The sequence below is a fragment of the Pseudonocardia hispaniensis genome (genome assembly GCF_042658695.1).
GTDB lineage: Bacteria > Actinomycetota > Actinomycetes > Mycobacteriales > Pseudonocardiaceae > Pseudonocardia > Pseudonocardia hispaniensis.
In genome coordinates, this window is sequence record NZ_JBHSQW010000011.1 from 87,201 (window position 1) to 100,700 (window position 13,500).

The following is a 13,500-nucleotide window of genomic DNA, read 5'->3' on the forward strand; positions in this document are numbered from 1 at the left end:
ACCCAGCATCGCGCCGAGGGGTCCGGCTGTCTTGGACGAAACGGATCTGGGCCGACGGACCGGGCTGACCAGGGTGTCCGTACTCTGGAACGCGTGAGCCTGCGCCTGTTCGACACCGCAACCAGAAAGCAGCGGGACTTCGTTCCGCTGCGGGATGCGACTGTGTCGATGTACGTCTGTGGCGCGACGGTGCAGGGTCTGCCCCATATCGGCCACGTTCGCAGCGGGCTCAACTACGACGTGCTCCGCCGTTGGTTCACCCACCGGGGGTTCGACGTCACGCTGGTGCGCAACGTCACCGACATCGACGACAAGATTCTGCACAAGGCGGCCGAGGCGGGCCGGCCGTGGTGGGAGTGGGCCACCACCCACGAACGGGCGTTCGCCGCCGCCTACGACGCGCTGGGCTGCCTACCGCCGTCCATCGAGCCGCGCGCCACCGGGCATGTGCCGCAGATGATCGAGCTGATCGAGCGGCTCATCGACCGCGGCCACGCCTACCCGGCGGCCGGTGACGTCTACTTCGCGGTGCGCACGCTGCCCGAGTACGGGGCGCTGTCGCGGCAGAAGGTCGACGATGTCACGCAGGGTGAGGCCGAGTCCGGGGCCAAGCGCGATCCGGTCGACTTCACCCTGTGGAAGGCGGCCAAGCCTGGCGAGCCGTCCTGGGCGACGCCGTGGGGCCGGGGCAGACCGGGTTGGCATCTCGAGTGTTCGGCGATGGCGACCACCTACCTCGGCCCGGAGTTCGACATCCACGGCGGCGGGCTCGACCTCGTGTTCCCGCACCACGAGAACGAGCAGGCGCAGTCGCATGCGGCGGGCGACGGGTTCGCCCGCTACTGGCTGCACAACGCGTGGGTGACCATGGGCGGCGAGAAGATGTCCAAGTCCCTGGGCAACACGCTGTCCATCGAGGCGTTGCTGGGCCGGGTCCGCGGCGTGGAGCTGCGCTACTACCTCGTCGGCCCGCACTACCGGTCGGCGATCGAGTACTCCGACGCGGCGCTGACCGAGGCCGTCGCGGCGTACCGGCGCATCGAAGGCTTCGTGCACCGGGTTCGCGAGCGGGTGGGCGCGCCCGAGGCCGACGCCGAGGTGCCCGCCGAGTTCGCCGCCGCGATGGACGACGACCTGGGCACCCCCGGCGCGCTGGCCGTCGTCCACGGAGCGGTCCGGGAGGGCAACTCCGCGCTCGACTCCGGTGATCGCGGCGGCGCGGTGGCCGCCGCGGCGGCCGTCCGCGGGATGACCGCGGTGCTCGGGCTCGACCCGCTCGCGCCCAGGTGGTCCACCGTCGAGCGCACCGATGAGGCCGCGCTGAGTGCGCTGTCCGCGCTGGTCGAGGACCTTCTGGTCCGGCGCCAGGAGGCCAGGGCGGCGCGCGACTTCGCGACGGCCGACAAGCTGCGGGACCGGTTGATCGCGGCGGGCATCCTCGTCGAGGACAACCCGGACGGGCCGACCTGGTCCCTCAAGAACCTCTGACATCGACTCTCATCCCGCAGTGAGCGAGGGATACGCACATATGGCCGGCAACTCCAAACGGCGCGGTGCCCTGCGCAAGGAAGGCACCAAGAAGGGCCCGGTCGTCGGCTCGGGAGGGCAACGCCGCCGGGCGCTGCGGGGCAAGGGCCCAACCCCACCGGCCGAGATGAGACCCGGCCATCCGGCGGCCCGCCGTGCCGCCCGGGAGGCTGCACGCAAGCAGCAGGAGGGTGCCAAGGCCGCCGGATCGCGCCGACGCCCCGGTGACGGCGACACCCCGGAGACCGTGCTCGGCCGCAACCCGGTTGTCGAATGCCTGCGCGCCGGGGTGCCGGCGACCGCGCTGCACGTCGCGCTCGGCACCACAGCCGACGAGCGGATCGCCGAGGCAGTGCAGCTTGCCGCCGAGGCCGGGATCTCGATCCTCGAGGTGCCGCGGGGCGACCTGGACCGGATCGCGGGCGGTGCACTGCACCAGGGCCTCGCGCTGCAGGTGCCGCCGTACGGCTATGCCCATCCCGACGAGCTGCTCGAGGCCGCGGCGGCGTCGGGGCGATCCGCGCTCATCGCCGCGCTCGACGGCGTGACCGATCCGCGCAACCTGGGTGCGGTGGTGCGCTCGGTGGGGGCGTTCGGTGGACACGGCGTGGTCGTCCCGCAGCGGCGCGCCGCGGGGATGACCGCGGTCGCCTGGCGCACCTCCGCGGGTACCGCGGCCCGGGTTCCGGTGGCGCGCGCGACGAACCTGACCCGCACGCTGCGGGAGTACGCCTCGGCCGGACTGATGATCGCCGGGCTGGCCGCTGACGGCACGGTGTCGCTCGACGAGTTCGATCTCGCCGCCGACCCGCTGGTGCTGGTCGTGGGCTCGGAGGGGAAGGGCCTGTCCCGGTTGGTCCGCGAGACCTGTGATGTCACCGTCTCGATCCCGATGGCGGGCCCGGTGGAGTCGCTCAATGCGGCGGTGGCGACCGGGGTGGTGCTCGCCGAGGTCGCGCGCCGCCGCCGCAACGCCTGAGCGGAAAGCTCAGGCGCGGACGCGGGTTCGGCCGATGATCCGGCAGACGACGTAGCAGCCGAACGCGATCGCGGCCACGTAGCCCGACACCGGCAGCCCCGGCGCCAGCGACAGCACCGTGCCGCCGAGCAGCGCCAGTTCCGCGATGGCGATCGCCAGCACGCTGGCGGTCAGCGGGTTGGCCGTCACCTGGGCCGCGGCGGCACCCGGTGCGATCATCACCGACAGCACCAGGATGGCGCCGACGATCGGCACTGCGAGCGCCGTCGCCAGCCCGATGAGCACCGCGAAGACGACCGAGAGCAGTCGCACCGGCACCCCGCGGGCGAGGGCCACGTCGGGGTCGGTGCTGGCGAACAGCAGCGGCCGGTAGAGGATCGCCAGCACCAGCACGACGAGCGTTGCGACCACGCCGAGCACGGCCAGGTTCGTCGAGTCCACCGACACGATCGAGCCGGTCAGCAGCCCGAACTTGTTCGAGGCCCGGCCGCTGTAGAGCGCGAGCAGCAATACGCCGAGCCCGAGCCCGAACGCGAGCACGACGCCGATCACGGCGTCGCGTTCGCGCTGGCGCAGCCCCAGCAGCCCGAAGACGAACCCGGCAACGACCGCGCCCGCGACCGCGCCCGCGCCGACGCTGACGCCGGCCAGCAGCGCGGCGGCGCCGCCGGTGAAGGCGAGCTCGGCGGTGCCGTGGACGGCGAACGACATCCCGCGGGCCACGATCAGCGGTGCGAGCGCTCCGGCCACCAGTCCGAGCACCGTGCACGCGATCAGCGCGTTGTGCACGAACGGCAGCCCGAGCAGCTCGCGGGTGCCGTCGAAGCTGAAGATCCGGCCGAGGATCTCAGTCATGGCGCACCACCTCGTGAACGATGGGCTCGGCGTCGCCGTGGTCGGGATGGCAGCTGGTGTCGGCGCCCACGACGACCAGCCGGTCCCGCACCCGAAGCACGTCGATCTCCGACCGGTAGAGCTCGGAGAGCACGGCGGAGGTCATCACCTCCTCGGTCCGGCCGATCCGGAACCGGCCGTCGACGAGGTAGAGCACCCGATCCACCAGCGTGAGGACGGGGTTGATCTCGTGGGTGACGAACAGGACCGCCGTCGACGCGGCGCGCCGCCGTGCGTCGATGAGCCGGGTGACGGTGTGCTGGTGGGCCGGGTCGAGCGAGAGCAGCGGCTCGTCGCACAGCAGCACCGAGGGGTCACCGACCAGCGCCTGCGCCACCCGCAGTCGCTGCTGCTCGCCGCCGGAGAGCCGGCCGATCGGGGCCTGGGCGTAGCCGGTGCCGCCGACGGCGGCGAGGGCGGCGTCGACCCGTTCCCGGCGCTTGCGGCGCGAGCGCAGGCCGAGGCCGAGCCGGTGCCCGTCGAGCCCGAGCCCGACCAGATCGCGCCCGCGCAGCGGCAGGTCCGGTTCGAGTGCCTTCTGCTGCGGGATGTAGCCGATATCGGGGCTGCCCCGCCGCGGCGGGCGGCCCGCGATGCGTACCTCTCCCGCGGACAGCGACAGGATCCCGAGCAACACCTTGACCAGCGTCGTCTTGCCCGAGCCGTTGGGTCCCAGCACGGCGACGAACTCGCCGGGCGCGATATCGAGATCGAGATCGCGCCACAGCGTGCGCGCGCCGAAGCTGAGCCGGGCGCCGCGCAGCGACACCGCGGGTGCGGCGGCCCCCGGCCGGAGATCGGCTGGTGGGGCGCTCTGGCTGGTCACGATTCCCATGGTGCCGACCTCATCCCGGTGCGCGTCAGGAGCGATCGACGGCACGTGAGAGCGCGTCGATCTGCCCACCCATCCAGCTGAGGTAGTCGGTCGTACCCTCGGGCAGCGTTTCGGTCACCTCGACGACGGGGACACCCGCGCGCACCGCCGCCTGCTTGACCTGGTCGGTCGTCGGGGTCTGGGTCTGCGCGTTGAGCAGCAGCGCGCGTACCGGGTCGCCGGTGAACAACGCGAGGGTCTGCTGCAGCACCGCGGCGGGCGGGTCGGTGTCGGTCTCGACGGCGTGCGCGAACTCCTCGGGGGTGGCATCGGTGAGCCCGGCGTCATGCAACAGCCAGCCCGGCACCGGTTCGGTGACCGCGACGCGTGCGCCGGGGTGGCTGGTACCGATCGCCGTGGCGCGCTCGAGCAACTCGCCGACCTGCGTGTTGAACCTCTCGGCGTTGGCGGTGAACTCCGCGGCGGACGCCGGGTCGAGGCGGGCGAGCTCGCCGGCGATCCGGCTCGCGACCGTCTGCATGGTGGGCAGGCTGTACCAGACGTGCTCGTTGAACTCGCCGTGGTCGTGTCCGTCGGCGTGGTCATGCCCGGGCTCGAGCGCGGGTTCGAGTCCGGACACCTCGACCGCGTCGATGACCGGGCGGTGACCGCCCGCGGAATTGACGATCTTGGACATGAAGTCGTCGTAGCCGCCGCCGTTGAGCACGACGAGCTGAGCCTGTGTGACGCTCGCCGCCTCGGCGGGAGTGGCCTCGTGCGAATGTGGATCGGCGGACGGGTCGTCGATGATCGAGGTGACGGTGACCCGGTTGCCGCCGACCGCGCGGACGATCGATCCGTAGACGTTGGTGGAGGCGACGACACGGACGGTCCCCACGTCCGCCGCGGGGGCACCGCCGGTGCCGGCGTCACCGGAGCCGCAGGCGGTCAGGGCCAGGGCGAGGGCAGCGAGACCGGCCGTCACGGTGCCGACGCGGAGGCGTCGCGGGAGGCGCAGGGACATGGAAGCTCCTGTATCAGTGGATGCGCATGTTTGTATTGATAACCATTATCTGTGCAACTCTATCGGGTCTCCGGTCACGATGCGCGTTGGTCGGGGGGCCCTTTCGCCTCGCGGATCGCCCGGTTAGGTTCGTGGAATGTCTGGGGCTCCGCATACCCGCAGGCCGGCAACGTTGGCCTCGCTCGCTGCGGAACTCGGCGTGTCCAGAACCACCGTGTCCAACGCCTACAACCGGCCCGACCAGCTCTCCGCCCCGCTGCGCGCCAGGGTGCTCGAGGCGGCGCGGAGGCTGGGTTATCCCGGTCCCGATCCGGTGGCGCGCTCGCTGCGCACCCGCCGGGCCGGTGCGGTCGGGCTGCTGCTCACCGAGGCCCTGTCCTACGCGTTCCGGGACCCGGTCGCCACTGGTTTCCTCGAGGGACTCGCCTTGGCCTGCGAACAGGCCGGCCAGGGCCTGCTGCTGGTCCCGGTGAGTCCCGAGCACGCCGATGTCACCGCAGTGCACCAGGCCGGCGTCGATGGCTTCGTCGTCTATTCCGTCCGCGAGGACGATCCGCATTTCCTCGCCGTGCTGCAACGGCCGGTGCCCACCGTGGTCTGCGACCAGCCGATCGGTGTCGAGGGCGTCGACCGGGTGGGGGTCGACGACCGTGCCGCGATGCTGGGCATGGCCCGGCACCTCACCGGGTTGGGCCACCGCCGGTTCGGGGTGTTGTGCATGCGGCTGACGGCGCATCGACACGACGGCCCCGCCGACGAGGCTCGCCAGGCCCAGACCAGCTATCCGGTGCAGCGCACCCGGCTGGCGGGGTTGCGCGACGGGTTCGCCGAGGTCGGGGTGACGTGGGCCGAGGTGCCGGTGCACGAACGTTTCGAGCACACGATCGACGCCGGGGCCGCCGCCGCGGCCGAACTGCTGGCTGCGCATCCGGACATCACGGCCCTGGTGTGCACCTCCGACATCCTCGCTCTCGGCGCATTGCGCTATGCCGTCCAGCACGGCCTCGGCGTCCCCGAGGAGCTGACGATCACCGGTTTCGACGGGGTCCCCGAGGCCGAGCGGGCCGGGCTCACGACCGTCCGGCAGCCGGTGCGGGACAAGGGGCAGGTCGCAGGGGAGCTACTGCTCGAACGCGGCGACCGCAGCAAGCCGCGTCAGGTGATTCTGCCCACCGAACTGGTGGTGGGCACGACGAGCAAGGCGCCACGCGCCCTGCATCGGTTCTTCTCCGGCTGGTGATCCGGGCGGTGCTCAGCGCAGCGCCCGGAGCCGGCGCAGCCGCTGCAGCAGCACCGCGACGTCCGGCGGCTCGGCCACCCGGTACCGGGCCAGGCTCGGCCCGTCGCCGACCTTGACCCCGACATCGCCGGGGCGCAACCGTGCGAACGCGGCCTCATCGGTGACGTCGTCGCCGACGAACAGGACCGCGCCCGCGTTGCTCCGCTCGCGCAACACGTCGAGCGCGCCGCCCTTGCTCACCTGCACCACGGCGAGGTCGATGACGGCCTTGCCCTCGGTTGGATGGATGCCGGGCCGGGCGGCGGGTCCGGCGCGCACCGCGTCGAGCACGCGCGCCCCGGTCGCGGGATCGGCGTTGCGCACGTGCACCGCGACCCCGGCGGGTTTGTGCTCGAGCGCGACGCCGGGGGCGCCGTTCACCAGCCGAGAAAGCTCCGCGATCAGCTCGGATCGCCGCCGCTTCTGGTCGTCGTCGAGAAACCCGCCGGGGTTGTCGGAGAACTCGCCGCCGTGGCTGCCGACCATCTGCACGGGTGCGGCGAGCCCCGAGACGGCGGCCAGGTCGGCGAGTCCGCGCCCGGAGACGAGCACCACCGTGGTGTGCGGCAGCGCGGCAAGCCCCTGGACGGCGCGAGCGCTCTCGGGCAGCGGCCGGGCGGCTGAGGGCCGGCTGACGATCGGGGCGAGCACGCCGTCGAAGTCGAGCGCGACGAGCAGTTCGGGCGTGGCGGCGAGCGTCTGCAGGGCGGCGTCGAGGTCCGGGGCCGGCCTGCGCTCAGTCATCACCGGCCTCCGCGGTCGGAACATCGGGCATGCCGAGTGCGGACAGGAACGACCGGGCCCAGCGGTCGACGTCGTTGGTGAGGACCTGGCGGCGCATCGCCCGCATCCGCCTGCGCAGGTCGGCGACCGGAGCGGTGAGCGCCGCGTGGAGAGCGTTCTTGACGCCGTCGGTGTCGTGTGGGTTGACCAGGAATGCCTGGGTGAGCTCGGCGGCCGCGCCGGCGAACTCGGAGAGCACGAGAGCGCCGCCGAAATCGTGCCGACAGGCGACGTACTCCTTGGCGACGAGGTTCATCCCGTCCCGTAAAGGTGTGACAAGCATCACGTCGGCGGCCACGAAGAACGCGACAAGGTCCTCGCGCGGCAGCGACTGGTGGAGGTAGTGCACGGCCGGATGCCCGACCCTCGCGAACTCGCCGTTGATACGCCCGACCGCGAGCTCGATGTCGTCGCGCATCCGCTGGTAGTGCTCCACCCGCTCGCGGCTGGGGGTGGCGAGCTGGATCATCACGGTGTCGTCGGCGCTGACCCGACCCTCGGCGAGCAGCTCGTGGAACGCGAGCAGCCGCACGTCGATGCCTTTGGTGTAGTCCAGCCGGTCGACCCCCAAGATGATCTTCTTCGGCTCGCCGAGGTCGGCGCGGATCTGGGCGGCGCGCTTCTGCACGGCCTCGCTGCGCGCGAGCCGGTCGAGCGCGGCGGAGTCGATGGAGATCGGGAAGGCGCCGAAGCGCACGGGGCGATCGTCGACCATGATCTCGTTGCGGCTGCGCCCCGGTGTGGCCTGCGCGAGGTTGGTCGCCAGCCAGCGGAAGTTCCGTGCGCCGCCGGGGGTGTGGAAGCCGACGAGGTCGGCGCCGAGCAGACCCTCGACGATCGCGCGGCGCCACGGGAGCTGCATGAACAGCTCGGTCGGCGGAAACGGGATGTGCAGGAAGAACCCGATCCGCAGGTCCGGCCGCAGCGTGCGCAGCGCAGCCGGCAGCAGCTGCAGCTGGTAGTCCTGCACCCAGATCGTGGCGCCCTCGGCGGCCACCTCGGCCGTCGCTCTGGCAAAGCGCTGGTTGACTCGGACGTAGGCCTGCCACCAGTGCCGGTGGAACGCGGGCGGTGCGACGACGTCGTGGTAGAGCGGCCAGAGCGTGCCGTTGGAGAAGCCCTCGTAGTACTCCTCGACCTCCTGGGCGGAGAGCCGGACCGGGTGCAGTTGCAGGCCGTCCTCGACGAGCGGTGCGACGTCGACGTCCGGCGTTCCCGGCCAGCCCACCCAGGCGCCGTCGCGGCTGCGCAACATCGGCTCGAGTGCGGTCACCAGCCCACCCGGACTGCGTTTCCACCGCTGGTCGCCGTCGGGCAGTTTCTCCAGGTCGACCGGAAGCCGGTTAGCCACCACAACGAAATCGGCGCCTGGCAGAGCCACGAATCCTCCTCGCGCCGCGGCCTTGGTCACCGGGGCCACGGATCCAACGAGTGAGCCTACTGCCGATCACCGTCCGGCGTCGGTTCCGCAGCGGTGGACCGGGTCCGTGGCTGGGTCATGAACTCGCCCAGGGCGACCCCCGCGGCCAGCGCCAGCCCGATGGCCATCGCGAGGGTGACCGTGACGAGCCCCTCGGCAAGGCCCTGCACCGCCAACTGGTAGAAGCCGCGATAGGCGGTGAGCCCGGGCAGCAGCGGGGTGATCCCGGCGAGCGTCACCATCACTGTCGGTATCCGCAGGTGGCGGTGCAGCAGCCCTGCGATGACCCCGATCCCGACCGCCGCGACGCCCGTCGCGGCCACCGGGCCGAAGCCGGCGAGCTGGGTCAGCGCGCCGTACGCGCCCCAGCCCGCGGCGCCCGTGAGGCCGGCGACCGGCAGCATGCGCAGCGGCGCGTACCCGGCGAGCGCGAAGGCAGCCGCCGCGACGGCCCCCGAGATCAGCGACGCGGTGAACCACCCGGCACTGACCCGGATGGCACCTGCCACCTCGAGCGTCACGCCGACCTGCAGGCCCAGCTTCAGACCGATGACCACACCGGTCAGCAGGCCCGCGGACAGCACCGCGATCTCGGCGGCCCGGCCCGCCGAGGTGACGTAGAAGCCGGAGACGGCGTCCTGGACGGTGCCGACGACCGACAGCCCGGACAGCAGCACCGTGATTCCGGCCGCGATGACCAGCGACGGACCGGTGCCCGCCGGGAAGGCCCCGGCGACCAGCAGCCCGACCGTCGCGAGCGTGGCCAGCAGGCCGCCGACGACCTGGCGGAAGAACGGGGGCAGGCCCCACCGGTTCAGCAGCCGCCCGGTCCGGTCGATGACGGCGGTGACGACGAACGCGATGAGCGCGGTGAGTGCGCCGCCGCCCAGCAGCACGGCGACGGACGCCGCCAGGCCCGCCCAGCCGACCGTTGCAACCCAGCGCGGGTAGGGGTGCCGTGCCTCGGTGACCGCGGAGAGCTCCTGGGCCGCGCCGCGCGCATCGAGCCGGCCCGCCTCGACCCCGGCGACGATCCGGAGGGCGGCGGCGAGCCGGGTGAGGTCGAGCGAGCGGTGACGCACCAGCCGCATGGACGTGACCGGCGGGGCGGCCATGCCGCGGTGGCAGCACATCGTGACCGAGGTGAACGTGATGTCCACGGCCACCGCCGAGAGCCCGCAGGCCGCGGCGAGCCGCAGCATCGTCGTGGTGACCTCGTCGACGCTCTCACCGCTGGACAGCAAGACCTCGCCGATGCGCATGCACAGGTCGAGGACCTCCTGGACCCGGGCGTCGTCGGGGACCTCGGGGCCGACGCTGAGCATCGGGACGGTCGACGGTCCCGCGGCGAGCAGCCGCCGGGCGTCGCGGCGCAACGCGCCGCGCAGCCGCCGGGTGAACCGGTCGGCGGGGGCGTCTCCGGCGACCACTCTCAGCCCGTGCGGTGCGGCCTACGACCGGGCCGGTCGATGATCGAGGAAGCCATGCCCGCCAGGGTAGAGACGCCGCCGGGCCCTGCGCGCTGCCGGGCCGTACACCAGGGCCATCGCGACTCGGCCACCCTTGATCGACGTTGCGGCCGCCGCAGCCGCGAAGTTCGCGGCTCCCGGCTCCCAAACGCCGATCATCGGTTCGGCGTCGATCGGGGATCCGGGAGGCCCCGGATCCCGGTCCGATGCTGTCGAGCCCGGACCCTCATGCCACTATGTACCTCGATCTCCGAGGCCGAGCATCGGACGGTGGCCGCTGCCGGGTCGTTCGGCCTCAGACCTCGCGAAGTGCAGGCGGGGTACGCCTCGCCGGTGTAGCTCAGTTGGTAGAGCAACCGCCTTGTAAGCGGTAGGTCGTCGGTTCGAGTCCGACCACCGGCTCCACAAGCCCCATGGGCACCGGCTCGCCCCCGGTGATCGTCGAAAGCGGGACATGCGCCGCACCCATGCGTCCCATGTCCCGTTCTCGTCGATCATGGACGTTCATCCGGGCCCGGATGGACGGCTCTCCGATCCGCCATGAGCGGGCAGAATCCGGCTGTGGCCCACCATGAGGGGAGCCGGTTCGGACGCCGGGCCACTGGACGAGCCGCATGGAGGCGTTGCGGTGCTTCGCGGTACGGGAGCGGCTGATCCGGCCGTGTGCCTCGTCGTCCCCTTCGGCGCGCTCCGTCGCCGGGCGGCCAGGCGGTGACCACCTACCGTTTCCGTCGCCTCAGCCGGGCGGACTTCCCCCTGCTCGCGGGCTGGCTCGCGCAACCGCACGTCCACCGCTGGTGGTACCACCAGAGCACGCCCGAGGCCGTCGAACACGACTTCGGCGGCGGTGTCGACGGCACGGAGCCGTGCGAGGACCTGATCGTCCACCGCGATGGCGAGCCGATCGGCCTGCTCCAGCGGTCCCGCATCGCCGACTATCCCGAGGAGTTCGCCGGGCTCGCCGCGATCACGACGGTGCCCGCCGGGGCCGTCACCATCGACTACCTCATCGGTGACCCGGAGCGGACCGGTCGCGGGATCGGCACCGAGATGATCCGCGCCGCCGTCGCCGAGACCTGGGAGGCCTATCCCGACGCCGCCACGATCATCGTCGCCGTGGTCGCCGCCAACACCGCCTCCTGGCGGGCGCTGGAACGCGCCGGGCTGCGTCGCGTCGCCGTGGGTGACCTGGAGCCGGACAACCCCGCGGACTCGCCGCTGCACTACATCTACCGGATCGACCGGGGCGACATCGAAGCCTGACTCGCCGGCCACCGGCGCGGGCCGCGCCGCCGGCCGGGTCCGCCTGGTCCACGGGCCGGTCGACTCCGCCGCGTTCGGACCCGACGAGATTCTGGCCGCCAAGGCCACGGCGCCGGCGTGGACATCGCTGTTCGCGCGGGCCGCCGCGGTGGTCACCGACGGCGGCACCCTCGCGGCCCACGCCTCACTGGTCGCCCGCGAGTACGGCATCCCCGCCGTCGTCGGCACGGGCGATGCCACCGCCAGGCTCCGCGCCGGAGACATGATCACCGTCGACGGCACCACCGGGATCGTCACCCCCGCCACCGGGCGCTGAGCTGTTCAGTAGCCGGTCGGCGACGGCGACGAAGCCCGCGAGGTCGGCCGGAGGAAGGTCGCCCAGCAGGGTGTGGGCGCTCTCGCGGCGGGCCGTGGCCATCCACCCCGCGGTGTCCCTGCCGCGCTCGGTGAGGGCGACCAGGGTGGCGCGCCGATCTGTGGGGTGCGGCCCGCGCCGCACCCAGTCCTGCTCCTCGAGGACGTCGACGAGCGCGGTGACGTGCCGCGGCGTGCACCGCAGGGCCGCGGCGAGCGCGCGTTGGACCATCGGCCGTCCGTGCTCGTGCAGCACCAGCAGCACCTCGGCACGGCCCGGGGTGAGTCCGCGCTCAGCCAGGGCCGCCTGCATGCCCTCGCCGATGCGCGCTGCCAACTCGAAGGCCTTGTCGAGGGCGACGAGGGGGTCAACCGGCACGAAAAAGAGATTACTACATCATAGATCAGCCCATTAGTGTATTAGATACATCATGTGTATGGTCCTGGTTGGCTTCGACGGAAGGACGACCATGAACGAGACGGTGCGGAGAACCACGACGCCCGCCGGTGATCCGGCCTGGTATGTCTCGAACTACGACACGGTGCGCAGCCTCTTGGCGGACCGACGGCTCGGCCGGACGCATGCCGACCCGGCGAACGCGTCCCACTACTCGAAGTCGGTGATCTTCGGGCGTCCGGAGCCGGCGTCTCCGACCGAGGTCGCCGACCACGCGCGAATGCGCAGGTTGCTGTCACCGTGGTTCTCCGCGCGCAGGCTGGCGGCGCTGCGCCCGCGGGTGCAGCAGCTGGTCGACGGGCTGCTGGACGAGCTGGCGGCAGGCATCCGGCCGGTGGACTTCCACGAGGTGGTGTCGTTCCCGCTGCCGGCGCTGGTGATCTGTGAGCTGCTCGGCGTCCCCTACACCGACCGCGAGGACTTCCGGCGCTGGTCGGACGAGGCCGCCGACATGGAGGACCAGGAGCGGTCGTTACGCGGGCTCGGCGCCCTGTGGCAGTACGTCTCCGGCCTGGTCGCCGTGAAGCTCGACGACCCTGGCGACGACGTGCTCTCGGCTCTCGTAGCCGCGCACCGGGCCGATCCGGACGCCTTCGGCCTCGACGACGTCGCTCAGCTCGGCGCGGGTCTGCTGTTCGCCGGGCACGAGACCACGGTCGCCGCGATCGACACCGGCGTGGTGCTGCTCGCGACCCACCCGCAGCAGCGGGATGCGTTGCGCCGCAACCCCGATCTCGGAGAAGCCGCGGTGGAGGAGATCCTGCGCGCCGCGTTGCCGGATCCGGTTCCGGTGCGCGCGTCCGGTACCACCGGCCTGGCGCGCTGGACGAACGCCGACGTCGAGATCGGGGGCACGACGATCCCGGCGGGTGAGCTGGTGCTACTCGGTCTGCAAGAGGCCAACGACAGTCCGCGCCTGGTGGGGGACAGCGGCGGCTTCGACGTGACCCGCCATCCGAACCCGCATCTGACGTTCGGGCACGGCCCCCATTTCTGCATTGGCGCACCGCTGGCGCGCCTGGAGCTTCGGGTGCTGTTCGCCGCCCTGCTCGATCGTTTCCCCACCCTCCGCCTCGCCGTACCGCCGGCGGATCTGCAGCCCCGCAACGAGTCGCTCACCGGCGGTCTCGCCGCGCTGCCCGTCACCTGGTGAACCCAGGGGCGCGGCGAGGCTGACCGCCCGGCTCACCGAACGTGTCGAGGGCGTGGTCGCCGTGGCCGACGGTGTCCGAATGAC

At 72.3% G+C, this 13,500-nt stretch carries 12 protein-coding genes, 1 tRNA gene and 1 pseudogene; 7 read left to right on the top strand and 7 right to left on the bottom strand.

The features are described from left to right. Positions 1-93: 93 nt before the first annotated feature. Both cysS and rlmB read left to right on the top strand, forming a co-directional pair. Positions 94-1,488, top strand: coding sequence for a cysteine--tRNA ligase (gene cysS / locus ACFQE5_RS05895; RefSeq protein WP_379583634.1), 1,395 nt, complete (start codon positions 94-96; stop codon positions 1,486-1,488). A 40-nt stretch (positions 1,489-1,528) separates the two neighbouring features. Then, positions 1,529-2,506 carry a 23S rRNA (guanosine(2251)-2'-O)-methyltransferase RlmB gene (gene rlmB / locus ACFQE5_RS05900; protein WP_379583706.1) on the top strand — a complete coding sequence of 326 codons (978 nt, stop codon included), beginning with the start codon at positions 1,529-1,531 and terminating at the stop codon, positions 2,504-2,506. 9 nt (positions 2,507-2,515) lie between these two features. On the opposite strand, the gene ACFQE5_RS05905 is transcribed toward rlmB, so the two are convergent. From ACFQE5_RS05905 to ACFQE5_RS05915, 3 genes are read right to left on the bottom strand one after another with little or no spacing between them, the layout of a single operon-like run. Continuing rightward, a complete protein-coding gene (locus tag ACFQE5_RS05905) occupies positions 2,516-3,361 on the bottom strand; it encodes a metal ABC transporter permease (protein ID WP_379583636.1) in 846 nt (281 codons plus the stop codon). Next, entirely contained in the window at positions 3,354-4,226 is an 873-nt protein-coding gene (locus tag ACFQE5_RS05910; RefSeq protein WP_379583638.1) for a metal ABC transporter ATP-binding protein, read from the bottom strand. The genes ACFQE5_RS05905 and ACFQE5_RS05910 overlap by 8 nt, the downstream gene beginning before the upstream one ends. Positions 4,227-4,260: 34 nt before the next feature. Further along, positions 4,261-5,238 carry a metal ABC transporter solute-binding protein, Zn/Mn family gene (locus ACFQE5_RS05915; protein ID WP_379583640.1) on the bottom strand — a complete coding sequence of 326 codons (978 nt, stop codon included), beginning with the start codon at positions 5,236-5,238 and terminating at the stop codon, positions 4,261-4,263. 136 nt (positions 5,239-5,374) lie between these two features. Between ACFQE5_RS05915 and ACFQE5_RS05920 the strand changes: the two genes are divergently transcribed. Continuing rightward, positions 5,375-6,478: a LacI family DNA-binding transcriptional regulator gene (locus ACFQE5_RS05920; protein WP_379583642.1), complete on the top strand. Its 1,104-nt coding sequence runs from the start codon at positions 5,375-5,377 to the stop codon at positions 6,476-6,478. A 12-nt stretch (positions 6,479-6,490) separates the two neighbouring features. On the opposite strand, the gene otsB is transcribed toward ACFQE5_RS05920, so the two are convergent. The 3 genes from otsB to ACFQE5_RS05935 are packed head-to-tail and all read right to left on the bottom strand — an operon-like array spanning position 6,491 to position 10,150. Then, positions 6,491-7,261, bottom strand: coding sequence for a trehalose-phosphatase (gene otsB, locus ACFQE5_RS05925; RefSeq protein WP_379583644.1), 771 nt, complete (start codon positions 7,259-7,261; stop codon positions 6,491-6,493). Then, positions 7,254-8,681, bottom strand: coding sequence for an alpha,alpha-trehalose-phosphate synthase (UDP-forming) (locus ACFQE5_RS05930; protein WP_379583646.1), 1,428 nt, complete (start codon positions 8,679-8,681; stop codon positions 7,254-7,256). The genes otsB and ACFQE5_RS05930 overlap by 8 nt, the downstream gene beginning before the upstream one ends. 56 nt (positions 8,682-8,737) lie before the next feature. After that, positions 8,738-10,150: a threonine/serine exporter family protein gene (locus ACFQE5_RS05935; protein ID WP_379583648.1), complete on the bottom strand. Its 1,413-nt coding sequence runs from the start codon at positions 10,148-10,150 to the stop codon at positions 8,738-8,740. A gap of 368 nt (positions 10,151-10,518) precedes the next feature. On the opposite strand from ACFQE5_RS05935, the gene ACFQE5_RS05940 reads away from it, so the two are divergent. The 3 genes from ACFQE5_RS05940 (at position 10,519) to ACFQE5_RS05950 (ending at position 11,768) form a co-directional block, all read left to right on the top strand. Next, positions 10,519-10,594: transfer RNA gene (locus ACFQE5_RS05940), tRNA-Thr, on the top strand. A gap of 306 nt (positions 10,595-10,900) precedes the next feature. Beyond that, a complete protein-coding gene (locus ACFQE5_RS05945) occupies positions 10,901-11,452 on the top strand; it encodes a GNAT family N-acetyltransferase (protein ID WP_379583650.1) in 552 nt (183 codons plus the stop codon). Then, positions 11,373-11,768, top strand: a complete 396-nt coding sequence (locus tag ACFQE5_RS05950) for a PEP-utilizing enzyme (protein ID WP_379583652.1) — start codon at positions 11,373-11,375, stop codon at positions 11,766-11,768. Before ACFQE5_RS05945 ends, ACFQE5_RS05950 begins: the two co-directional genes overlap by 80 nt. Before the next feature lie 132 nt (positions 11,769-11,900). Here the strand turns inward: ACFQE5_RS05950 and ACFQE5_RS05955 are convergent. Continuing rightward, positions 11,901-12,119, bottom strand: a pseudogene (locus ACFQE5_RS05955) (MarR family winged helix-turn-helix transcriptional regulator); the annotation flags it as partial. 157 nt (positions 12,120-12,276) lie between these two features. On the opposite strand from ACFQE5_RS05955, the gene ACFQE5_RS05960 reads away from it, so the two are divergent. After that, a complete protein-coding gene (locus ACFQE5_RS05960; protein ID WP_379583654.1) occupies positions 12,277-13,416 on the top strand; it encodes a cytochrome P450 in 1,140 nt (379 codons plus the stop codon). Positions 13,417-13,500 lie beyond the last annotated feature (84 nt).